The sequence below is a fragment of the bacterium genome, assembly GCA_022763185.1.
In the GTDB taxonomy this organism is placed as follows: Bacteria; Bdellovibrionota_G; JALEGL01; order JALEGL01; family JALEGL01; genus JALEGL01.
Window position 1 is genome coordinate 56,251 of record JALEGL010000012.1, and the last position, 21,769, is coordinate 78,019.

Genomic DNA, 21,769 nt, shown 5'->3' on the forward strand with positions numbered 1-21,769 from the left:
AATTAATCTTTTGCTTTGATTTTAATTGACTCAAGAAAAGACTCTATTTTTTCAGGTGGCCGAGCAATAATCCCATGTTTAGCGTTAAAAAGAAGAATAGGGCGTTGCAATAATATGGGGTGAGTAATCAATGCAGAAAAGATTTGGTCTTGAGTGGAGCTTGCATTGAGCTCTATAGAGTAGGTGTCTAAATCCTTATGACGAACAATGTCCCAAGCAGAAACGTTAAGAATACGGACCAGGTCAGCCAATTCTTGCCGTTGTAAACCCACCTTAATATAATCAACAGCACAATAAGAACAGTTGTACTGATCGAGTATTTCAAATGCTTTTTGAGACTTGCTGCATGAGGGATTGAAATAAAATATTAGGGCTTGAGACATCATAAAAAAAGGCAAGTTAATTTTACAAGAACTTGCCTAATCCATTAAAAAAATTTTATGGTTTATATGTTACTAAGCTACCAGCTTGCTTTTCTCACGCCAGATATTTGCCCTTCAGAAGCAAGTTTTCTGAACATAAGACGAGAAAGCTTAAACTTACGATAATTTCCTCTAGGACGGCCTGAAAGCAAACAGCGGTTCCTCACACGAGAAGGTGCTGAGTTTCTGGGTAATGCAGCAAGCTTTTGACTTGCAAGCATTCTTTCCTCAAGAGGGATGGATAAGTCTGTGGTCAGCTTTTTTAAGGCCTCACGCTTAGCTTTGTATTTTTTTACAAGATCAATTCTATGATTGTTTTGTGCTATTTTTCCTTGTTTTGCCATTAGGAGAGCAGGTTTAACGCAAGAAAATATAAAATGCAAACAAAAAATGCATAATTAGCTTGATTTTTTTCTAAATTAAAGTAAACCAAGCCAGCAGTTTGTAATTTTATACACAAGGTCAGATATTAAGTCAGTTTTTAAGTATAAAAAACCTTATGTCTTGTGTCATGGCCAAAAAGGATTGAATCATGCGTGAAATTATTTATTTATTGTCAACAGCTGGCACAGGGTATTTTTATACAACCATGCGCAATAAGCGAACCAGCACCGAGAAATTAAAAATTAAAAAATATGATCCCAAAGTAAGAAAGCATGTTGTTTTCATTGAAGACAGAAAGCTGAGCAAGTCTAAAGGAAAAGACTTTTCAAGTCAGTTGTAAATTTATTATAAGTTTTAGGAGATAAGATTGTGGCTAAAGTATGTGAAATAACTGGAATTAAACCTATGACAGGCAACAGAGTAAGTCATGCCAATAATAAGACCAAACATAGACAGTTACCTAACTTGAAATCAAAAAAATATTATATTCCAGAAGCGAAGCGTAATATTACATTAACATTATCAACCAGTGCAATTCGTTCAATTGAGAAAATGGGCGGTATCAGTGCAGCGATTGTTAAAACAGACGCATCAAAGTTGTCTGAACGTTTGCAAAAAATCAAAAGACAAATTCAAGCTTAATTAACATCTTTTGTTGAATATTCTGCTTTTAAAAAACCCTTTGAGCATTAAAGTTCAAAGGGTTTTTTTTATAATAAAATCAAATAAGTATTTGTTGAAATGGAAGTGTTAGTTAAAGGTTTCTCAAGATTTTAACCAAGCTTGTAAGCTTGCTCATTTTATCAATAGGAGCATTAACGGCCAGATTTGAAAATTGGTAGGCAATTTGTAAGGTTTTGCTGACATGTTCTACTTGTGAAGCCTGATAAGCATTTTTTTGTTTGAGTTGAGTTTCAAGTTGATCCAAACCTTCAATAGCATCATCCAATATTCTTAATTCTCTAGCCTTAAAAACATTGGCAATAGAGCGCCATAAGTGCTCATCTACTTTATAATAATACTTTCTATCATTGGGCACTTTAACCCGTTTAGCAACACCCCATTGTTGAAGTTCTTTTAAAACAGTATTCACATTGCCTGCTGAAATGGCAAAGGCTTCTTGAATTTGAATTGGGCTTAAAGCTGTTTTTCTGAGGTAAAGAAGGGCCCATACTTTGCCTAAAAGGCGTTTAAAGCCCCATTGCTCAACCAGATCAGCAATAATATTAGAAAAAACAAGCTCTTGCTCATTGATTAAGCTAGTGTTGTATTGTGAGTCAACATCAGAACTAGAAATCAAGGGACTTACTGAGTTTTCTTTATATTGTATTTTGTCCATAATAACTCGTTTAATACTTTACCATAAATTTTTATTCTATAGCAGCAATCATTTCATTATTCTGGGACCAGTCCAGCCAAACATTTTGCATAGAGGTAATTTTTTTAGCATGTTGGCCATAAAATTCCGCTAGTTGGGTTGCTTTGTGTTGAAAGTCTTTTAACTCTTCTGGGCTCATCTCGGTAATATCCATATAATCATTTTTTTGATAATTATTGATAAACGCTATCCCTTCATCTAATGCAGATTGAGCTTTCAAAAGTTCATTTTCTAATTTTTGTGCTTGTTCTATTTGCATACTGAGGTCAAGATCGTATTCTTTTGCTTTAAGATCAATAAGTGTTTGTATAGACTCCCTAATACTTTTTACCGTTGGGTTCACATTATCTTTTGTAGTATTTAATATTGTTTGGATAGCAATTAAATATTGTTCGATATCACCTTCAGTTTTGACTCCAGCATATTTTTTAAATACCTCAAGTATTTGAGCCCCCAATGTATAGCCAAGGGTTAATTGAACCATAACCCCTTCAACGCCACCCATACGATCAATACCCTCCATTAAACCTAAGGATGCCTGCATGGTTTCTTGCATGGTGTTTACAGAGTTTCCAATATCAAGAGATGAAATTTGTGCTAAAACATTTTTGAGTTGGTCAATCATGCCATCATCTTCAGTGAATTTTGAAAAACTGTTGATGGTTTTAGACATTTCTGCAAAGTTTTTTGAAATATCGTTCATGGGTTGCGACATTTTGTTGAATTTTTCGTCAATAGAGCTGTTCAACTGTTCTAAATTTTGGTTGGTTTCTTTTAAAATTTTATTGGTCGTACATGAACAAAGAAAAAAGAAAGAAACCAGCATGGAAGTGAAAATTTTATTTTTCATGATATGAATTCTGAATATTCAAAAATAATTGAAAATTCAATTGATAAATTGTCGCACTTTAGAATTAAAGTCTACTGATTCAGAATTCGCATAAATTATCTATTTTTAGCTAAATATGCTAGGAAAAATATATGAATTCTTTGATGTATGATGCTTTGATGCTGGTTTCTTTTGGTGGGCCTGAAAAAAATGAGGATGTCAGGCCTTTTTTGGATAATGTTTTAAAAGGTAAGCCTGTCAGTGAAGAAAGAAAAAAAGAGGTGGCTGAGCATTATTATTTGTTTGATGGTAAAAGTCCTATCAATGAGCAAAATCGAGCGCTGATTGCATGTATTAAAAATGAGTTAGAAAAAAGGAATATAACGCTTCCAATTTACTTTGCAAATCGCAACTGGCAACCTTTTATCCCTGAAACCATACAAAACATTGTTCAAGACCAAAAAACAAAAACTTTGTGTATGTTTACATCAGCGTTTTCGTCTTTTTCAGGGTGTAGGCAATACAGAAACAACATTGAAGAGGCAAAAGCACATTTAGAAAACCCTAAAAGCTTCCAGTATGATGTTTTAAGAAAGTATTACAATCACCCTAAATTTATTCAGTGTATTGCTGAGCGTTTTAAAGAGCAAGAAAACAGTCAAGGCATAAGCTACTCACAAGCAGATACAAAAGTATTGTTTACAGCACATAGTATTCCTACAGTCATGGCCAAAGCCAGTGATTATGTTATGCAGCTAGAAGAGAGCTGTCGTTTGGTTGCAGAGTATTTGGATATAAAAAACTGGCAGTTGGTGTATCAAAGTAGAAGCGGTTCACCACGTACACCTTGGCTAGAACCAGATATCTGTGATGCAATAAAACAAATTAGTGATAATGATAAGAATACAATTAAAAATCTTTATGTTTGTCCTATAGGATTTATTTCTGATCATATGGAAGTGATTTATGATTTAGATACCGAGGCAAAACAGATTGCTAAAGAAGAAAACTTAAACTTTATAAGAGTACATACGCCAGGTACACATAGTGTATTTGTTTCTATGCTGGTCGATTTAATTGAAGAGGTCTTGTATCCTCATGAAACAGAAAAATTGGCGATAGGTCATTACGGAGCTAGAGAATTTTGTCCACCAAACTGTTGTCAATGGGAAAAAAGAGGGTAAGCATGCACAAGCAAAAGAAAATTTCAAAACAGATAATTTTTTTATATTCTATAAGTCTATTTTTTGTAGGTTTTATGTTTTCTTGTGCCAGTAAAACAAGTCAAACAAATAGCTTGAATCAATCCCAAAAAAACAATGAAAACATTTTAAGTAGTGCAGAAAACAATCTCCAACATAGTTATTCTTTTTTATTGGGTAAGTGGCAGGGAGAAGTGATGACCAACAGTTCTGACCCAACTGGCGGTGGAACACCGACATTGGGAGAAACAGGTACAGAAGTCGAAATAAGCCTTTTTAAAAGTGATCAAGGCATTGAAGGTAATTTGAATATAGGCCAAGTACAAGAGCAGTGGCAGTTTATCAATGAACAGCATATTTGGTCTGATAACAACATTAAAGTCTATACCCAAGAGATCGCTCAAGAGCAACTACCCAACTGGATCAAGGCACGCATCATGAACTATAAATACAGTGATCTTGCGGTATTTAAATATTTGGCATGCCATAAGCTGGATAATTCTAAACAAGACTGTGAGGTTAAAAAAGATTTACCTGCAGGTATTATTGATAATGGTGTTTGGGTGTTTTTGATTCAAGGTGAGAACTTGTTTGTTAATGTGTATTACTCTTATCCATCAGGTGGACAAAGAATTTTAGAGCAAAAGCTCAGTCGAAGATAAAACAAGACTATAAACGCCTTATCATTGTTGGATAAAGCGTTTTATTGGATGTCTTTTATCTATTTTGAAGATTGACAAAGGTCTTTTTGTGATCTCCAGTATAGACTTGTCTTGGTCTGAATATACGGTTATCTTCAAGTTGTTCAACCCAATGAGCTAACCAGCCACTAACACGAGCTGCAGCAAAGATAGGTGTAAAAAACTCTTGGGGAATTCCCAATTGGTGATAGACCAAGCCAGAATAGAAATCAACGTTTGGATATATCCCTTTTGCCGATAAACGTTTTTCTGCTTCATTTTCTAGCTTTTCTGCAATAGCAAGCAAACCACCTGCATTTTTAAATAAATCTTTGGCCAAATCTTGTAAAATTACCGCTCTTGGATCTTTGGTTTTGTAAACTCGATGACCCAAGCCCATGATTTTTTGTTTGTTTTGAATTTTGTTATCTAAAAAAGCTTCAACATGATCTACATTTTCTATTTGTCTTAGAGTGTCCATGACAGCTTCATTGGCACCGCCGTGGAGTGGACCTTTGAGTGAAGCTACAGCCCCAGCTATCATTGCAAAGGGATCGCTTAAGGTTGAGCCTATAACGCGTGCAGTAAAAGTGGAGGCATTGAGTGTATGCTCAGCATGTAAAATTAGACAAGCATCCATGACTCTGCGTTCATAGTGCGAAGGTTCTTTATTAGTGAAGCTTAACAATAAGTTTCCTGCAATGCCTAGCTCAGGATCGGGTGTCAGGTTGGCCATGCCTTGTTGGTGACGATAAAAAGCACCTATAATCAAAGATGTTTTTGCAATCAGCGTATAAATGGCTTTCCACATATCTTCTGAGCTTGCTTTTTTAGGGTAAGGGCTCACCATACCCAATGTTGCAATGCCAGTTTGTAATGCGCTCATGGGATGCGCTTGTGAGGGAAAAAGAGAAATGATTTTTTGAATTTCCTCTGAGATAAACATGCGTTGGTTAAGATTAGAAATAAAATCAGTTAACTCTGATTGTTTAGGTAATTTTCCAGTTAAAAGTAAATAAGATATTTCTTCAAAGGTGCATGAGTCGGTTAGGTCTTTGATTGAAAAGCCCCTATACTCTAAAACGCCGTTGATACCATCAACAAAAGAAATCGACGATTTACATGCAGGTACGCCTTCAAGTCCAGGTTTAAAGTTTTCAAGTGATGTGTTTTTTACAGTCTCGCTCATGCGCGCACTATCGCTGGAAATGAAAAGAATATCAAGCTTTTTAGTGCTAGAGCTTTAAAATTTTTGTCTGAACTGAAATTGATCAAAGGTATTGAGTTTTGTATTGACGTGTTGCGCAAATCTTGCTACTTGTAGAGCTGTTTTGGGGAGTGTCATGTATAGGATTAAACAATTCATAGTAAAAATTAGCATAGTGCTTGGTGTTGTATTAAGTGTTGAGGGTGTATTTGCAAATAACAGTGATTATCAAACATTTTATGGAACAACGGAAGTTGAATCAGGTTCAGTTGACGTTCAATTATTTCATCTAGGTCAGCGCTATGTTAATTTAAGGAGTCATAGCTGGGTTAAGCGACACTTTTGGACGCTAGAAGCCTCTGTCTTTGGCTACGTTCTTGAGTGCGAAGACTTGCAAACATGGCACTACTTTAATACGGTGATTGATCGAAATGTTGCACAACGCTATATATATTGCGTAAATCAGAACAGTCCGTATGGTATAAGGGTAAGGTTTGATCATGATTTTGATTTCTTGAGCCCGCATCGATCTTATGGGGAGCTTAAATCAAACCTGGGATATGCTGAGGTTTATGAGAAAAGCTCAACGGATACAAAAAGTGGTAACTATAGAAACCCAAATAAACGTTTATTTGATCGATTTACCATGAACGATGAGCACTGTTTGGTCAAAATTAACTTAAGAAAAGACGTTTCTGAACTTAAGGATTAAAATTACAAGTTAAGAAAGGCTTGAATATGCTTAAAATATTAAAAATGAGTTTAATGAATGCGCTTAGCCTATGTATTACAGTAGTCTCAGCTCAGAGTCATCAATACTATCAAGATTTAATGGCTCAGTATCATAAAGATAATAGTTTTGCTCATAAAGAAATCAACATTGAGATGATTAATGGCGGAGAGTGGAGCACCAACTATCACGGCTTTGTTCATGGAAACGGTGCTGTTGGAGACTTTATGATTTATATCAATGCCCAACTGTTGTTTTACTCTGATGATAACCCTGGTACTGATGAATACTGGGCAAAATTGAATGTGATGGAAGGGCCTTATACTGGAATAAAGCACTCCAGCTTTGACCCAGGCGATACGATGAGAAATCTAATTCAAGAACTGATGGACATGTATTTTCCCAACGGTGATACGCAGGAATTAACTTTTATGAATCAAAAGGCGCATTTTGCTATGCTGTACACCTGGGATACCAAGGCTGTTTATGCTAAACTGCAGTGCAGAAAACTTAATAAGGAAAAAGTTGAGTTGGAAAAAGAAACTTTGATCTGCATTGAGGAGAGCTCAATTGGACAGTTTTACACAGAGTATTGGATTCTAGAAAGAGAGATCCTTTCTTAAGCTCTAAGTCTTACATGTTTTCATAGCGTGGGCCACCGCCAGATTCGGGAGGGGTCCAGGTGATGTTATCTTTTGGACAGTTGATGTCACAGGTCTGGCAGTGCACGCAGTTGGTAAAGTTTAAAACCATTTTTTTATTGTCGCCGTCTTTTTGTAAATCATAGACGTTGGCTGGACAAAAACGATTACAAGGCGCTGCATACTCATCATCACAATGATCATAGCAGATAGACGTATCTCCAATGATTAAATGCGAAGGTTGATCCTCTTCATGAACGGTTCCAGAATTAAAAATAGATGTGAGTTTATCAACATGATGCTCTTTTTTGGAATAATCAATGGCAGGGGATTTGGCAATGGGCAAATATGATTCTCTATCAATATGAGACGGCATAGGGTCAATAAGGCCTCGACCACCCGTGATTTGTTGCACACCTATATGTAAAAATGCTTCGGGTAAACCTTTTGCCAGAGCTTGGTGGAAATTTCGGGCTTTATACAAATCCTTACCTTCTTTGCTTTTTAAATAAGCTTCTTGATAAGGTGCTAAGTGATCAGCTGTAAAGTCTTTCTCATCTTTGTACAAAGAGAAAATTTGATCCGCAGCCAATATTCCAGAACGCATGCCGTGATGAATGCCTTTAAGCTTGGCAATATCTAATAAACCTCCACACTCGCCAACAAGTAAGCCACCATCAAAATAGAGTTGCGGCATGGAGTAATAGCCACCAGCAGTAATGGCTTTGGCGCCGTAAGATAATTGTTTGCCACCATCAATCATTTTTGCAATCAAAGGGTGAGCTTTTAAGCGTTGCAACTCTTGGTAGGGTTCAATATGAGAGTTTTGATAATCCAAACCTACAACCAAACCAATTGTTAAAACATCATTTTTAAAACCATAAATGAAGGTACCCCCAACCGTTTTTCTATCCAAGGGATAGCCCAGAGTATGAATCACGCTACCGGGTTTGACGGTTCCTGGTTTACACTGCCATACTTCTTTAACTGCAGTTTCATAAACTTGTGGATTTTGCTTGTTTTGTAAGTTTAATTTTGGAATCAATTGTTTGGTTAAATAGCCTCTAACCCCTTCACCAAAAACAATACATTTGGCTTTAATGTCCACACCAGGTTCAAAGTTAGGTTTTTGTTCACCTTTGGCATTGATGCCTTGGTCTTTGGTTCTAACGCCTACAACTCTGTTGTTCTCATATAAAACTTCATTACCGGTAAAGCCATTAAATATATTAATGCCCAGTTCAGTGGCTTTTTCACCCAACCAACGGGTTAATTTTGATAAGGAAGCAACATAGTTGCCTTTGTTGTGCATCTGTGGGGGGATAATAGGAAATTTGATAGAGCCTTTCTCTTTAAGAAAGTAAACACTCTCCTTAGTAACAGGAGCTTCAACAGGACAGTTTTGTTCAAGAAAATCAGGAAATAACTCTGCTAAAGGTTGTGGGTTAAATACTGCACCAGAAGCTTGATGTCCACCCAATTCAGCGGCTTTTTCAATGATGGCTATCATTGGTTCAAGAGAGCTTCCATTTTTTTCATTATGAGTTTTTATATTTTGCGCCAAGCGAATAGCCGCGGCAAGACTGGCAGGGCCAGCACCAACAAATAAAAAATCAACCTCTAAAACTTCTCTCTGTATTGTATCTGTCATGAGGCATAATTTACATAGAATCAGTAAGCGTGACCAGTAAAAGGCCAAAAATAGGGATATTTTTATGCGTTTTTAAATAAGTTTACGCTAGATAAGATCGCAACTTGCATATTTGTTTTGCATTGGATAGTTAATGGGGGTGAGTAGTAACACATTTCCAAAAATTGAACTGAGTGTTTTAGAGCGTTTTTTTGATGATTTTCCGCAAGGAGGAAAGTTATTGATTTTAACCCACGACCATCCTGATCCAGACTCCATTTCAAGTGCAGCGGCTTTAGCTCAAATTGCACAAGTATTGGGTAAAGCAAAGACCACCATTGCCTATGGTGGTATTATTGGTAGAGCTGAAAATGCACACATGGTTAAATACTTAAAGTTAAAGTTGGTTCCGGTTGAAAAAGTTAAGTTTGATAAATACGATAAAATTGCCATGTGTGATACGCAACCGACAACCGGTAACAATGCGCTACCGGATGGGATTACTCCTGATTTGGTGATTGATCATCACCCTAAAATAAAAGCAACCAAAGATGTTCCATTTGTGGATATTCGTTTGGATTATGGAGCTACAGCCAGCATTTTATGTGAATATTTAGACAAATTTGATTTACAAATTGATCAAAGCTTAGCAACAGCATTGCTGTATGGAATTAAATCAGAAACCCAAGACTTGGGTAGAGAAGCTTATGCGGTTGATATTGAAAGTTATTTAAAACTGTTTCCACTGGCCAATAAAAAATTATTATCAAAAATTGTTAACCCAAGAGTATCGGAACAATATTTTAAAGATCTGGTTTACGCTTTGCAAAAAGCGCATTGGGTGGGCAGTGCATTGGTCAGTCATTTATCAGATGTTGATTCTCCAGATATTGTTCCTGAAGTAGCAGACTTGATTTTAAGAGCTGAAGGCTGCAGTTGGGCCTTGTGCACAGGTCAATATGAAGGGAATTTACACTGTTCTATTAGAACAACCAATGTCAGAAAAGATGCAGGAAAGTTGATGAAAGCATTGATGAAAAGTTTTGGTGGTACCGGCGGCGGACATTTGCTGATAGCCGGTGGTAAAATTGCTGCTCCAGGCATGGAAGCTTGGCAGATCCATGAGTTACAACAACAACTTGAAGAAAAATTTCTTAAAAAAATAAAAAAAATTGATCAAAGTCAGTCTCAACTTATTGAGCCAGAGCAATGATTGAATAAAGCGTGAAGATATGGATTGGCGGCCACTCAAGGAAAAATTAAATGGTGAGTTGTTTTGGCAAGGGCAAACCTTACAAGACTATGCCTTGGATCAATCTATTTTTTCAATGACTCCTCAGGCGGTTGCTTACCCAAAACACCATCAAGATTTGCAGACAATCATTGAGTTTTGTCAAAAAAACAAGATCAATATAACTCCCAGAGGAGCAGGATCAGGTGTAGCAGGTCAATCAATAGGGGATGGGATGGTTGTTGATTGTAGCCGATATATGAATCAAATTTTTCCGATAAACGAAAGTCATAACTATGTTTGGGTAGAGCCTGGTGTTACCTTGAAAAAACTTAACCAATATTTAAAATCCTATTCCAGAAAATTTGCCCCCGACCCAGGATCATCGGAGTACTGTACGCTTGGCGGTATGTATGCTTGTAATGCTGCTGGGCCATTAGGACTTAAATATGGCAGTACCAAAGACCATGTGTTGGCGTTTGATTTATTAAGCAGCGATTTAAGAATAATTAACAGTCAATCTCAAGACAGTTTTTTTTCAAACCTTGTGCAACAGGTACAGCAATTTTTTTTACATAACAAAATAAAATTAAGTTCTGTCAAAAAAAACTCCAGTGGTTATAATTTTGCAGCCTTACTAGAAGAACCACCAGCAATAGAAAAATTTTTTGCCGGTACAGAAGGCACTTTGGGCTTTGTGACTCGCTTGCAACTTAAAACGGTTTCTTTGCCTACAGAGCAAAATTTAAAAATTTTTCGTTTTAATACTATTGAAGATGCTGTAGCAACCGTTAGCGCTATCCTTAATGACTATAAACCCGATGCCTTAGAGCTTTTGGATTCTTGGATTTTAAAGGCTTTATCAAAACAATACAATTTTTTTAAAGCAATGATTGAGCATGAAAACAATGTTTTTTTATGTGCGCAATGGGAAACAGATCCAAGTCTATTTAGTAGAAAAAATAAAAACTTGGATACGGTTTATGAAACAAGCAATGATGATGACATCAAGCAGTTTTGGACCATGCGTAAGCAAGCATCACCCATTTTGCATGAGCTTAACAAAGATAGAAAACCTTTACGGTGTATTGAAGATACCGTTGTTCCGCTAGAACTGCTTGAACAATATATCATTGAATTAAAAAAAATTTTAAAAAACTACGACTGTTCTGGTCCTATTTTTGGACATATTGGCATGGGTCACGTGCATGTTAATCCATGGATTAAAATAGAAGATAATATAGACATTTATTTAAATCAGCTCATGCAAGATGTTTATGCCTTAGTGGATAAATACAGTGGAAGTATATCAGGAGAACATGGAGATGGTTTCTTAAGAGCGCCCTACGTGAGTCAATATCAACAAGAGCTGATGCCTCTGTATAAACAAATAAAGCAACATTTTGACCCTATGAATCTATTTAATCCTGGCAAAGTTTTTGGACCCAACAGATTAAGCAAAGAAAACTTAAGAGACTTGAAATCTCCATGGAATAATATACAAAGCCATAAATAACTCTGCAAGATGAAGATTTATGGATTTTTTACTAATAGAGATTAAAGTATAAGTCTCTTTACAGCTCATAAAAAGTAGCTTGCGCAAAAGTATTTAAATTATAAAAGAGTGGAGTAGATATGCCTGTATGGATGTTGATTGTTGAATGGTTAGCCAGACTTGTTCTGCTGCTTTTGCTTTGTTTATCGGTTTGGTCAATTGCCATTATGTTTGATCGTAAAAAATACTTTTCACGTATTTTAAAAGATTTACCCAAGGCAAATTGGGATAAAGAATTAAAAAATTTAGATCACAGTACCATGCAAACTTCTGATAAACTTTGGCACAGAGCGTATGCATTTATAGCTAAAGAAAAGCAAGAACAGAAAATAGAAAAAGCCTTTGAAACATTCACCTTGCAAGAAAAGCCAACTATGAACAAAGGCCTTTCTGTCTTAGGAACTCTGGGGGCTACAGCACCGTTTATAGGTTTGTTTGGAACAGTTTTGGGTATCATCAATGCCTTTGGGGATTTATCCATTAACTCACAAAATACCAATAAAATCATGTTTCTTTTGGCTGAAGCCCTTATTCTGACTGCAGTAGGTTTGTTGGTGGCTATTCCTGCCGTGATTGCATTTAACTACTTCAAACAAAAAATGAATATGGTTTTAGAGCGTCTTGTGGCCATGAAGAATACCTATCAAAACTCACAGGAGTAAATTTTTATGGCAATGCAAGTGAATGACAATGATGAAGGTTTGTTTGAGATCAACATTACACCTTTTGTGGATGTGGTTTTGGTGTTGCTGGTTATTTTTATGGTAACCGCTCCAATGATGGTACAGCAAGCCTTAGAGGTTAACTTGCCGCAAACACAGACAGCAGATGCAATTCAAAAAACAACCTTGTCTGTGGGTATTACAGCCAACAATCAATACTTACTTAATGGAAAATTGATGACCTTACAAACAATCAATGAACAAGCTCAAAAAGCGTTTGAAGAGTCCAAAAATGTACAAGTTATTTTTGCAGCGGACTTGGATTCAAAACATGAGGCAGTGGTTAAAGCCATGGATGTTTTAAGGCAAACTGGGATTACGCAATTTGCTTTTCAGGTGATTAAAAAAGACTAATAATGCGCGAAGCTTTAAAAAAATCATTATGGCTTCATGCTTTGTTGGTGGGGCCGGTAACTGTTCTTGTAGTATTACAAAGTATGGTGAGAGTCCCTGTTTTAGATAAAGTTGAGTTTGAAGTCATCGAAAAAACCATTTCCAGTGATAAAAAAATTGTCAAAATTGAAGAACAAGAAGTCAACTCAGTCAAACAAAATGAAAAACAAGAACGCATCTTTGAACAACCGGTAAAAGAGGTGTTTGGTTTGCAAAAAGACACCTTACTTGATGAAGGTTCCAATGCCGATAACACGGTATCCATTAAAAAAGGCAATACAGTTTTAAAAGAACAAGATAATGAGATTGCAGAAAATGATGATCCCTTGCCTGTGCCAAAACCAGAATACATGGTGACACAGATGCCCATACTTATTAAAAAAGTTACGCCGGTATATCCAAAAAAGGCTAAAGACAGTGGCTTTGAAACCACAGTTGAACTGAATGTTCTTATAGACGAAAAAGGAATTGTTAGGCTAGTAAAGCTTGTTGACGATCCCGGTATGGGGATAGGTCAGGCAGCGATTGAGGCCATGAGACAATTTAAATTTAAGCCTGCAAAAATAGCGGGAAAACCTGTAGCAGTGGAGATAAGGTATGAAATTGAGTTTGAAATTAATTCCTAAAATGTGCTTCTATTTAGTTCTCATGCAAACGCAGCTTATTTTTACGCAAGAAATTACTGAGCCAAATATTAAAGTTGATTCACAGCTTGATCTGACAAACACTGTAAAAAACGACAATACTGTGCAAAAACTTTTATCGGGCGATGAAAAAAAAGCCAATAGCAATGATGATGTTACAAACGAAAATGTTACAGTTAAAGATTTGTCCTGCTCAGCTACATTTATATTGAAAGAAAAGGGAACTAGAAAACCACTTGTTAAGTCGAATATGTACCTTCTTCCAGAAGGACGCAAAGAAGTTTCTGATGAAAAAGGTCAAGTATTTTTTGAGGCAATTGTATGTGGCAGCCGGTCGTGGGTTGTTAACATTTCAGGATATAAAAGACTCGATATTAATAAAAACATTTCTCAAGGGAAAAAAACCACAACTACATTGTATATAGAGCCTGTCCAAGACAAGGTATATAGAATGGTTGTGACGACAGATGCCAATAAAAGAGATGGCTCAAAAAGAACCATAGATCAGGACAAGTTTATTAAGGCCATTGGTTCAAGAGGTGACCCAATTGTTGCTTTAGAAAATGAACCCGGCTTTAGTGGTTTCTCAGACCAGGGTGGTATTATTTTACAAGGTGCAGACCCTGAGGATACACGGTTTTATGTCAATGGCCATGAAATTCCATTGATATTTCACAGTTTGGGTTTTTCTTCTGTTTTTGTTCCTGAGTCAATTCAGTCCGTTGATTTATTAACTGCCGGTTTTGGTAGTGAATATGGGCGGACCGTTGGTGGTAATATTAATCTAACAACACGAGACCCTAAATTGGATAGATTGCATGGTATGGCCTATGTTGATCTTCTAAATGCTGGAGCTCTGGTTCAAGGCCCTTTAGATAAAGATAAAAAGCATAGTTTTTGGCTTGGAGGGCGGGTAAGTTACATTGGACCTGTATTTAATTTGGTTACCGGTGATGATGATAATGTTCAGTTTAATACCGTCCCTCAATTTTTTGACTTGCAAGCCAATTACCAATGGAAAATTAATGAACAATGGACCTTTGATGTTTTAGGTTTTGGTGCGCAAGATGTTTTACGATTGAGAATTAAAGATAACGAAGACCCTAGCTTAAGAGGGGATATCAGTTTTAAAACAGCATTTTACCGATTTATTCCTCGCATACGGTACAGTTATGGAGAAAAAAATAGTGTATCTCTATCAACTGCACATGGCTTAGACTTTATTAATCAAGAGTTGGATGACTTTTTTTTTGATGCCACCAACTATGCTCCAACCATAAGAGGGGAGTGGCAACATCATTGGCATGATCAATTCAATACAGTTTTGGGTCTTGATACTAAGTTTACGCATTTTAAGGCAGATTTAAGTGTTCCTTCAGGGACATTTCAAAACTCAGAAAGTGATGCTGTTCCGGAAGCCTTAAGAGATGTAATTACAAAAACAATTGATGAAAAGTTTTGGGATTTGGGAGCCTATACACGATTTAATCTTAGTACAGAAAATCAAACATGGTTATTTTCACCCAATGTGCGCTTTGATTATTCTGAGCTAACCGATGAGTTTCATATTTCACCTCGTTTGGAAATTAGAAAAAAATTAAATCCTATTTGGACCTTACGTGCAGCCAGTGGCTTTTATTATCAAACACCACAAGCTCCTGAAGTTGAAGCCTCTTTTGGTAATCCGGATTTAAAAGATGTAAAATCTATTCATTACGCTTTGGGTGTTTTGTTTGATACGCGTATTGATAAAACAACGGGGCTGTTTGGGGATATGACTCTGTTTTACAGAGACATCAGTAATGTTGTTGTAGATACCGATGAATTGATTGATCGCAATGGCGTGCTTGAGCCTTTAAGGTATACCAATGGCGGAGACGGCTATGCGGCAGGTGCTCAGTGGGCTCTAAATTATAAACATAAAAAATTTGAGTCGGCGTTATCGTACACTTTGTTATGGAGTGAAAGAAAAGAAGAGGGAGAAGAGTTTAGACCTACCAATGGCGATCAACGTCATAACTTTAATATGCGTACACGGGTGTACTTAAATAATTGGGAGCTTTCAGCACGTTTACGTTATGTTTCTGGAGCAAGACATACACCAATTGTGGATGCTTACTATGATTTAGATAATGACATTTACATTCCTATTGAAGGTATTGAAAACTCTGAAAGAGTTCCTGACACGTTTCAACTGGATTTAAGAGCCGATAGAAAATGGCGTTTTGATCAGTGGATCATGTCTTTGTATATTGATATCTTAAATGTAACCAACCGTAAAAATGGTTTTGATTACGATTACAGTTTTGACTATTCATCAAGAGAAGTGGCAGCAGGTATTCCAGTATTGCCAACCTTTGGTATAAAAGGAGAATTTTAATGCAACAAAATAAATTATATATCTTATTATTAGGACTATGCTTTTTATTTTCGTGTGAAAGAGTGGAAGTAGATTTTTTTAATCTTGGCGAGTTTAGATTAATGGCGGTGATTGCAGATCAACCAGAAGTGGATGCCAGTATAAATAATACAGTAACACTAACCCCATGGATCAGCGATGTTGATGCTCAAGGCAGATTGGTATCATTGGATATTGTTGCTTGTTTAGATCCGGGTATTGGTTTGGGCGTAGAGCCAACCTGTCAAAGCAGTGACCCTACCTATCAGCAGATAGCCTATACTGATTTTGATACCAACACCTTAAGTGCTCAATACTTTAGTGGTGCCATGGATAGCTTTGATGTTTCCATACCTGCAGGTTTGCTGAGCATGCTGGATGCAGAAACACAATTTAATGGTGTAGACTATATCGTTTCAATGGTTTTTACTGCTGGCGATGCTGAAATTAAATCTGTCAAACGCATTAAGCTTTCAAGCAATCCAAGTCCCAATCAAAATCCAGCTTTTGAAGATATCTTGGTTGATGGGAGTGATTCGATGATGATCAATGATGGGAGTGAAATTGGTTTTACGATTCAAACAGGTTTTGAACCAGAAAATTACCAAGAATACGATACTGAAGGAACGTTGCAAAACCAAACAGAAAACTATTTGGTGACATGGTTTGTTTCTGGGGGAGTGTTGCGCTTTTCAAGAACAGAGCCGGGTCAAGATAACGAGTTTACACTGGATGACAGTGTGTCAGGAGAGCCGTTTGTTTTTGGTATATTAAGAGATAATCGTGGCGGCGCGGATATCATGTTTAAAGACTGATATGCAGAAAGTTATTATTGACACAGACCCAGGGATTGATGATTTTTTAGCCATTGCTGTTGCACAAGAAGCAAAAGCAATTGATCTTTTAGCCTTAACCACAGTCTTTGGTAATGTTAGAATTGAACAGACCACACAAAATGCTTGTTACATTGCGGGACTTTTTGATCATTCCTTTAAAGTCATTCAAGGTGCACAAAGCCCACTTGATAAAAGTATTTCTGGAAAACGTGATTCCAGTATGTTTCATGCCAAAGATGGCTTGGGCAATATTATCCATAATAAAAAAATCAATCTAGATCATATTGTACCGTCATTAACGGCTGCCCAATACATTGTTAATAAGGCCAATGAATTGAAAGGTGAATTAAATTTAATTAGCTTAGGTGCTTTAACCAATATTGCTATGGCTCTGGAGTTAGATCCAGACTTACCTAAAAAAATTAAACAAGTGGTGTGTATGGGAGGAGCGGTGCTTACGCAAGGCAATGCGACACCCGCGGCAGAGTTTAATTTTTGGAGTGACCCTTTAGCAGCAGATAAAGTTATATCTGCTGGCTTTAATTTGCACTTGGTCGGTTTGGATGTAACCCAAAAAATTGTATTGGACGATGTGTTTTTTGATGAAATGAAAACAATCAAAAAACCATTTATCAATGATTTGTATGAGGCTTGTCAGTTTTATTCCCAGTCATACAAAGAAAAGGTGAAAATTGCAGGTTGCAGGTGCCATGATCCATCAGCTGTGATGTACTTTTTAAAACCAGAACTGTTTAACTGTATCACAGGAGCAACAAGGGTTTTAAGTGAAGGTATAGGTGCAGGACAAACCATTCTTGACCAAAACTCTAAGCATAGTAGTCAAAAACATGCTTGGACCAATATTCAACCTATAATAGCAGCAGTAGAGGTCAAGTCAGAATTAGTAAAAACCAATATTTTACAGATATTAAACGCCTAAGTTAAATCAATATATACAGAGCTAGTGGTTAAGGCTGCTATGGTTTTCTTTGAAAGCATTAAGCAAAAAAAATTATTGGATATAACAAGCTCCACTATTAATATAGTGCCTAAGGGTATCTAAAGCATCCGACAGCACTAAATTTTCTGTGTTTGGTGTAGATACAATACGTGCTATTTCAGTTTTATTTTCATAGTAGTCTGAAAGATAAAATTTTTGAGGTTCTTCTGACCGAACAGAAACTTGATAGTAAGAATGGTTACCGAGTATGGATTTAATAAATTGAATGTAACAAGAAAAATGGAAACTAGGACCTAATGTTGGATGAACTTCTTTGTATTGGTGACCAATACCTATTTGCGCAAGACTAAAAAGATCTTGATCACACATTGACATTAATTTATTAACTTCTTCAGATATATTGTGTTGAGCATATGTTGTACCAAGCATTAAACTTAAAACTAAACTTAAAAAAATTTTATTCATCATACCCTGTTTCTGTTTATTAAATTAATCAACGCTTTGAGCTATTCACTGTTTTGGTAAGCCAATTTCAAGCATTTTTTCTACAGATTTTAAGGCTTTCAACCTCACATCTTCTTCAACGGTTATTTTAAAACGATCGTGCTTTAATGAATCTAAAACGCTGTTGAGGTTGGTCACTTTCATGTAAGGACATGCGCAGGATTGGTCACAGCTTTTATGTTGATAAATAGGATGAATCTCTTTATCCGGGCAGATTTTTTGGGCTTTTTGAATCAAGCCAATTTCTGTACCAATGATAAATTTTTGTTCAGGGCTGTCTTTAACAAAATCCAACATTTGACTGGTGCTTAAAACGGCATCAGCTTTGGCTACCACGTCTGGATTACACTCAGGATGAACAATAATGACGGCATCAGGATGCAGTTCAATGGTTTTTTCAAGCATATCTAGGCTAACGGCTTTGTGAACAGGGCAGTAGCCTTGCCAAGGAATGATTTTTTTATTGGACCCCTTGGCTTTAAGGGTTTTGCTGACCCAGTCAGCCAAATTTGCATCAGGACCAAAGAGTATGGTGTCGCTGGGCATGTTCTCAACAATATGCAGGGCATTGGAGCTGGTGCAACATACATCCGCTTCAGCTTTAACATCTGCACTACAATTGATATACATCACCGTATCTGCGCCAGGGTTTTCAGCTTTCCATTGCTTTAACTGTTCACCGGTTATTTCATCTGCCAATCCACAGCCAGCTTCAGTTTCAGGTAATAATACGGTTTTATCTGGATTAAGAATATAAGCTGTTTCAGCCATAAAACGTACACCACAAAATACAATGGTGTCACAGTCTACTTCTGTGGCCATTTTAGATAAGCCATAGGAATCTCCGATTTTATCGGCAATGTCATGGATTTCTGGTTTTTGATAATTGTGAGCTAAAATAAGCGCGTTTTTTTCTTTTTTTAAGCGCTCAATCTCAGCAATAAGGTCCTGACTGGACAGAGCTGTTTGCTCAATGTCTTGTTTGGAAGGAATATCTTCAAAGTATTTTAACTCAATCATGCGGCCAATATAGCTCTAATTGGCAAAAGGTCAACTCAAAAGGTACCTAAAGGTAGCCGGTTACTATAGGAACTCATCACAAACAAAGGTACCCAAAGTAACCGGCTACCTTTGGCTACTTATTCAAAGGTATCGTGTTTTTTTAGCGCAATTTGAAGGAGTCTTGGAATATAGTCCATTAAAATTTTGATTTCTCCGACAACAACTAAAACAAGAATCCATTGATGGTATATTGAATTTAAAAATGCTTCAGGGGCATACAGTGGGATTAAAATGTAAATAAAGGTCACAGCCGTAATATATTTGGGCAGAAGTTTAGGTTTAACTTTAAATAAACGCTTAAGCCACCAGGATAAAATGGGAACGGACATCAATTGGGAAAAGTTTCGGATTAAAACAATGAAGGCAAGCCACCAGGGTATGAAATGATTGATGTACAAAAAGCTATAATAAAAACAAGCAAAGGCTTTATCGGCAATGGGGTCAAGTAAAGCCCCTAAGTCACTGCACACATCGTATTTTCTGGCTAGATAGCCATCAAAGAAATCACTTAGCATTGAAAAAACTAAAACTATCAAGGCCAGATTAAAAGATTGATGATGATAAAAGTAAATAAAAACAGGAAAGAGAAGGACTCTTAAAAGACTTAAAGTGTTAGGAATATAAGCTATCATAAGGTATCTGTTAGCTTATATAGGATAAACATAATGATGAACAGCAATGAGTATAAAGTTTTACATGAAACTCCTACAGCGCAAGACTATTGTGATTTAAGAATAAAATGTGGTTTGAGTGCTAAAGATTTTGAAAGTGTTAAAACAGCATTGCCCAGAAGCATTTATGCTGTGCAAATTGTTCATGAAGGTAAAATGATTGCTATGGGCCGGATTGTTGGCGATGGGGGATGCTTTGTGCAAGTAACTGATATCGCGGTAGATCCAGAGCATCAAAAAAAAGGTTTATCCAAAGTCATCATGCAACAGATTATGGACTATATTTATAAAAACATCCCCAAGTCATGTTTTGTGACTCTGTTTGCAGATGTTGATTATCTCTATCAAAAGTTTGGTTTTGTTGTGTCTGAACAATCTATAGGCATGAAATTGCAACGTTCGTAAGAAATAAATACAAGAGGGTATAATGAATAAAGTACAAGCAATCATAGGTATTTTAACTTTTATTTTTATTGCATTTGCATTGAGTGAGAATAAGAAAAAAGCTCTAGCATGGAAGCTGATTGTAACATGTATAAGCTTACAACTTTTTATGGCTTTTATTTTACAGGGTTCTAGTTGGTTACAAAGTATTCTCTTAGGGTTAAATAAAGGAGTGCTGCTGATTGATGCTGCCACTCAAAAAGGCAGTTCATTTATGTTTGGTTACTTGGCTGGGGGAGATGTGCCTTTTGTTATACAAGAAGGTAAAAGCTCATTCATTATTGCATTCTCTGTATTGCCTATAGTCATGGTGGTGTCCGCTTTATCAAGAGTTTTGTTTCATTGGGGAGTATTACAAAAAATAATTCATGGTTTATCATTAAGTATTGAAAAAATTTTAAAAATAGATGCTTTAAGTTGTTTTGCCGTAGCATCCAGTTTCTTTTTTGGCATTATAGAAACCCCTTTGTTGTTAAGACACTACTTATTAAAAATGTCTAGAGCCCAGCTTTTTATTATGTTCACAGCATGCATGTCTACCATCTCTGGTACGGTGATGGTTTTGTATGCCAATGTTTTACAAAGTATTGTTGATAATCCTACCGGCCATATTATTACGGCTTCTTTGATGAGCCTGCCAGCAGCCATTATGTTTGCATTGATTATGGTGCCGTATGAGGAAACAGAAGAAAAAAATAATTCTGATATAAAAATAGAAACAACGACTAACTCTGCCTTAGAAGCATTGGTAGAAGGCTGTATTGAAGGTATTCATATGGTGTTTTATATTGTAGCGGTGATCGTCACATTTTTTGCTTGCATTCATATTGTTGATGCAGCGTTGTCATTGTTTGGTGTTATTGGGATCAATATAAGCTTAGAAACCATATTAGCGTATCTATTTTATCCCTTATGTTGGTTGATGGGGATTCCAGTTTCAGAGTGTTGGCAGGCAGCATTATTGATGGCGAACAAATTGTTACTCAATGAGTTTGTAGCGTTTACACAAATGGCAACCTTACCTGCTAATAGTTTAAGTAAAACATCTTATGTTATTTTAACTTATGCCTTGTGTGGTTTTGCCAACTTGGGTAGTTTGGGTATTTTAACCGCGGGCTTGGCTCAAATTTTTGCTGACAAAAAACATAGGGTTTTAAGTTTAGCACCTAAATCAATTGTAGCAGGTACTCTTAGTACCATGAGCACTGGAGCCATTATGGCTATTTTTTTATAGCTTGCTACATA

General features: G+C 36.5%; 25 protein-coding genes. 16 read left to right on the forward strand and 9 right to left on the reverse strand.

From position 1 onward, the window contains the following. Positions 1-2 precede the first annotated feature (2 nt). Positions 3-386, reverse strand: coding sequence for a hypothetical protein (locus MRY82_07340; protein ID MCI5072733.1), 384 nt, complete (start codon positions 384-386; stop codon positions 3-5). A gap of 74 nt (positions 387-460) precedes the next feature. Further along, positions 461-766, reverse strand: a complete 306-nt coding sequence (gene rpsN, locus MRY82_07345) for a 30S ribosomal protein S14 (GenBank protein ID MCI5072734.1) — start codon at positions 764-766, stop codon at positions 461-463. A 188-nt stretch (positions 767-954) separates the two neighbouring features. Here rpsN and rpmG point away from each other — a divergent pair, with 188 nt between their 5' ends. Both rpmG and rpmB read left to right on the forward strand, forming a co-directional pair. Continuing rightward, entirely contained in the window at positions 955-1,146 is a 192-nt protein-coding gene (gene rpmG / locus MRY82_07350) for a 50S ribosomal protein L33 (GenBank protein ID MCI5072735.1), read from the forward strand. A 29-nt stretch (positions 1,147-1,175) separates the two neighbouring features. Then, a complete protein-coding gene (gene rpmB / locus MRY82_07355; protein MCI5072736.1) occupies positions 1,176-1,448 on the forward strand; it encodes a 50S ribosomal protein L28 in 273 nt (90 codons plus the stop codon). 112 nt (positions 1,449-1,560) lie between these two features. Here the strand turns inward: rpmB and MRY82_07360 are convergent, their stop codons facing one another. Next, positions 1,561-2,145, reverse strand: a complete 585-nt coding sequence (locus MRY82_07360; GenBank protein ID MCI5072737.1) for a hypothetical protein — start codon at positions 2,143-2,145, stop codon at positions 1,561-1,563. A 31-nt stretch (positions 2,146-2,176) separates the two neighbouring features. Continuing rightward, on the reverse strand, positions 2,177-3,034 hold the full coding sequence (locus MRY82_07365; protein MCI5072738.1) for a hypothetical protein: 858 nt from the start codon (positions 3,032-3,034) through the stop codon (positions 2,177-2,179). Between the two features lie 131 nt (positions 3,035-3,165). Between MRY82_07365 and hemH the strand changes: the two genes are divergently transcribed. Together hemH and MRY82_07375 are read left to right on the forward strand one after the other, a co-directional pair. Continuing rightward, on the forward strand, positions 3,166-4,197 hold the full coding sequence (gene hemH, locus MRY82_07370; protein ID MCI5072739.1) for a ferrochelatase: 1,032 nt from the start codon (positions 3,166-3,168) through the stop codon (positions 4,195-4,197). Between the two features lie 2 nt (positions 4,198-4,199). Then, the gene (locus MRY82_07375; GenBank protein MCI5072740.1) at positions 4,200-4,877 is read left to right on the forward strand and encodes a hypothetical protein; all 678 of its coding nucleotides are present in this window, start codon (positions 4,200-4,202) and stop codon (positions 4,875-4,877) included. A gap of 55 nt (positions 4,878-4,932) precedes the next feature. Here the strand turns inward: MRY82_07375 and MRY82_07380 are convergent, their stop codons facing one another. Next, positions 4,933-6,084 (reverse strand): citrate synthase, encoded by a 1,152-nt coding sequence (locus MRY82_07380; protein MCI5072741.1) that lies wholly within the window; start codon positions 6,082-6,084, stop codon positions 4,933-4,935. A 154-nt stretch (positions 6,085-6,238) separates the two neighbouring features. Here MRY82_07380 and MRY82_07385 point away from each other — a divergent pair, with 154 nt between their 5' ends. Next, entirely contained in the window at positions 6,239-6,814 is a 576-nt protein-coding gene (locus MRY82_07385; GenBank protein ID MCI5072742.1) for a hypothetical protein, read from the forward strand. Positions 6,815-6,840: 26 nt separating this feature from the next. Next, positions 6,841-7,455 carry a hypothetical protein gene (locus MRY82_07390; protein ID MCI5072743.1) on the forward strand — a complete coding sequence of 205 codons (615 nt, stop codon included), beginning with the start codon at positions 6,841-6,843 and terminating at the stop codon, positions 7,453-7,455. Positions 7,456-7,465: 10 nt separating this feature from the next. Here MRY82_07390 and MRY82_07395 read toward each other — a convergent pair whose 3' ends face one another. Then, positions 7,466-9,124, reverse strand: a complete 1,659-nt coding sequence (locus MRY82_07395; protein ID MCI5072744.1) for an electron transfer flavoprotein-ubiquinone oxidoreductase — start codon at positions 9,122-9,124, stop codon at positions 7,466-7,468. A 139-nt stretch (positions 9,125-9,263) separates the two neighbouring features. Here MRY82_07395 and MRY82_07400 point away from each other — a divergent pair, with 139 nt between their 5' ends. The 8 genes from MRY82_07400 (at position 9,264) to MRY82_07435 (ending at position 17,822) form a co-directional block, all read left to right on the forward strand. After that, positions 9,264-10,316, forward strand: coding sequence for a DHH family phosphoesterase (locus MRY82_07400; protein ID MCI5072745.1), 1,053 nt, complete (start codon positions 9,264-9,266; stop codon positions 10,314-10,316). A gap of 19 nt (positions 10,317-10,335) precedes the next feature. Further along, entirely contained in the window at positions 10,336-11,850 is a 1,515-nt protein-coding gene (locus MRY82_07405; GenBank protein MCI5072746.1) for an FAD-binding oxidoreductase, read from the forward strand. A gap of 119 nt (positions 11,851-11,969) precedes the next feature. Beyond that, positions 11,970-12,551 carry a MotA/TolQ/ExbB proton channel family protein gene (locus tag MRY82_07410; protein ID MCI5072747.1) on the forward strand — a complete coding sequence of 194 codons (582 nt, stop codon included), beginning with the start codon at positions 11,970-11,972 and terminating at the stop codon, positions 12,549-12,551. A gap of 6 nt (positions 12,552-12,557) precedes the next feature. Beyond that, complete coding sequence (locus MRY82_07415) at positions 12,558-12,965, forward strand: biopolymer transporter ExbD (GenBank protein ID MCI5072748.1); 408 nt, start codon at positions 12,558-12,560, stop codon at positions 12,963-12,965. Positions 12,966-12,967: 2 nt separating this feature from the next. Then, complete coding sequence (locus tag MRY82_07420) at positions 12,968-13,630, forward strand: TonB family protein (GenBank protein MCI5072749.1); 663 nt, start codon at positions 12,968-12,970, stop codon at positions 13,628-13,630. A gap of 22 nt (positions 13,631-13,652) precedes the next feature. Continuing rightward, a complete protein-coding gene (locus MRY82_07425; protein ID MCI5072750.1) occupies positions 13,653-16,028 on the forward strand; it encodes a TonB-dependent receptor plug domain-containing protein in 2,376 nt (791 codons plus the stop codon). Further along, the gene (locus tag MRY82_07430) at positions 16,028-16,861 is read left to right on the forward strand and encodes a hypothetical protein (protein ID MCI5072751.1); all 834 of its coding nucleotides are present in this window, start codon (positions 16,028-16,030) and stop codon (positions 16,859-16,861) included. Before MRY82_07425 ends, MRY82_07430 begins: the two co-directional genes overlap by 1 nt. A gap of 1 nt (position 16,862) precedes the next feature. Beyond that, positions 16,863-17,822 (forward strand): nucleoside hydrolase, encoded by a 960-nt coding sequence (locus MRY82_07435; GenBank protein MCI5072752.1) that lies wholly within the window; start codon positions 16,863-16,865, stop codon positions 17,820-17,822. A gap of 72 nt (positions 17,823-17,894) precedes the next feature. On the opposite strand, the gene MRY82_07440 is transcribed toward MRY82_07435, so the two are convergent. The 3 genes from MRY82_07440 to MRY82_07450 form a co-directional block, all read right to left on the reverse strand. Further along, a complete protein-coding gene (locus tag MRY82_07440; GenBank protein ID MCI5072753.1) occupies positions 17,895-18,311 on the reverse strand; it encodes a hypothetical protein in 417 nt (138 codons plus the stop codon). A gap of 42 nt (positions 18,312-18,353) precedes the next feature. Next, positions 18,354-19,367: a quinolinate synthase NadA gene (nadA, locus tag MRY82_07445; GenBank protein ID MCI5072754.1), complete on the reverse strand. Its 1,014-nt coding sequence runs from the start codon at positions 19,365-19,367 to the stop codon at positions 18,354-18,356. A gap of 119 nt (positions 19,368-19,486) precedes the next feature. Continuing rightward, on the reverse strand, positions 19,487-20,041 hold the full coding sequence (locus MRY82_07450) for a CDP-alcohol phosphatidyltransferase family protein (protein MCI5072755.1): 555 nt from the start codon (positions 20,039-20,041) through the stop codon (positions 19,487-19,489). 33 nt (positions 20,042-20,074) lie between these two features. On the opposite strand from MRY82_07450, the gene MRY82_07455 reads away from it, so the two are divergent. Both MRY82_07455 and MRY82_07460 read left to right on the forward strand, forming a co-directional pair. After that, positions 20,075-20,485 (forward strand): GNAT family N-acetyltransferase, encoded by a 411-nt coding sequence (locus MRY82_07455; GenBank protein MCI5072756.1) that lies wholly within the window; start codon positions 20,075-20,077, stop codon positions 20,483-20,485. Positions 20,486-20,507: 22 nt separating this feature from the next. Beyond that, positions 20,508-21,758 carry a nucleoside:proton symporter gene (locus MRY82_07460; protein ID MCI5072757.1) on the forward strand — a complete coding sequence of 417 codons (1,251 nt, stop codon included), beginning with the start codon at positions 20,508-20,510 and terminating at the stop codon, positions 21,756-21,758. The last annotated feature ends 11 nt before the right edge of the window (positions 21,759-21,769 follow it).

Coding starts and splice junctions, on each gene's coding strand:
- MRY82_07340 (MCI5072733.1), bottom strand. CDS start 386: ATGATGTCTCAAGCCCTAATATTTTATTTCAATCCCTCATGCAGCAAG.
- rpsN (MCI5072734.1), bottom strand. CDS start 766: ATGGCAAAACAAGGAAAAATAGCACAAAACAATCATAGAATTGATCTT.
- rpmG (MCI5072735.1), top strand. CDS start 955: ATGCGTGAAATTATTTATTTATTGTCAACAGCTGGCACAGGGTATTTT.
- MRY82_07360 (MCI5072737.1), bottom strand. CDS start 2,145: ATGGACAAAATACAATATAAAGAAAACTCAGTAAGTCCCTTGATTTCT.
- MRY82_07365 (MCI5072738.1), bottom strand. CDS start 3,034: ATGAAAAATAAAATTTTCACTTCCATGCTGGTTTCTTTCTTTTTTCTT.
- hemH (MCI5072739.1), top strand. CDS start 3,166: ATGAATTCTTTGATGTATGATGCTTTGATGCTGGTTTCTTTTGGTGGG.
- MRY82_07375 (MCI5072740.1), top strand. CDS start 4,200: ATGCACAAGCAAAAGAAAATTTCAAAACAGATAATTTTTTTATATTCT.
- MRY82_07380 (MCI5072741.1), bottom strand. CDS start 6,084: ATGAGCGAGACTGTAAAAAACACATCACTTGAAAACTTTAAACCTGGA.
- MRY82_07385 (MCI5072742.1), top strand. CDS start 6,239: ATGTATAGGATTAAACAATTCATAGTAAAAATTAGCATAGTGCTTGGT.
- MRY82_07390 (MCI5072743.1), top strand. CDS start 6,841: ATGCTTAAAATATTAAAAATGAGTTTAATGAATGCGCTTAGCCTATGT.
- MRY82_07395 (MCI5072744.1), bottom strand. CDS start 9,124: ATGACAGATACAATACAGAGAGAAGTTTTAGAGGTTGATTTTTTATTT.
- MRY82_07405 (MCI5072746.1), top strand. CDS start 10,336: ATGGATTGGCGGCCACTCAAGGAAAAATTAAATGGTGAGTTGTTTTGG.
- MRY82_07410 (MCI5072747.1), top strand. CDS start 11,970: ATGCCTGTATGGATGTTGATTGTTGAATGGTTAGCCAGACTTGTTCTG.
- MRY82_07415 (MCI5072748.1), top strand. CDS start 12,558: ATGGCAATGCAAGTGAATGACAATGATGAAGGTTTGTTTGAGATCAAC.
- MRY82_07420 (MCI5072749.1), top strand. CDS start 12,968: ATGCGCGAAGCTTTAAAAAAATCATTATGGCTTCATGCTTTGTTGGTG.
- MRY82_07425 (MCI5072750.1), top strand. CDS start 13,653: ATGCAAACGCAGCTTATTTTTACGCAAGAAATTACTGAGCCAAATATT.
- MRY82_07430 (MCI5072751.1), top strand. CDS start 16,028: ATGCAACAAAATAAATTATATATCTTATTATTAGGACTATGCTTTTTA.
- MRY82_07435 (MCI5072752.1), top strand. CDS start 16,863: ATGCAGAAAGTTATTATTGACACAGACCCAGGGATTGATGATTTTTTA.
- MRY82_07440 (MCI5072753.1), bottom strand. CDS start 18,311: ATGATGAATAAAATTTTTTTAAGTTTAGTTTTAAGTTTAATGCTTGGT.
- nadA (MCI5072754.1), bottom strand. CDS start 19,367: ATGATTGAGTTAAAATACTTTGAAGATATTCCTTCCAAACAAGACATT.
- MRY82_07450 (MCI5072755.1), bottom strand. CDS start 20,041: ATGATAGCTTATATTCCTAACACTTTAAGTCTTTTAAGAGTCCTTCTC.
- MRY82_07455 (MCI5072756.1), top strand. CDS start 20,075: ATGATGAACAGCAATGAGTATAAAGTTTTACATGAAACTCCTACAGCG.
- MRY82_07460 (MCI5072757.1), top strand. CDS start 20,508: ATGAATAAAGTACAAGCAATCATAGGTATTTTAACTTTTATTTTTATT.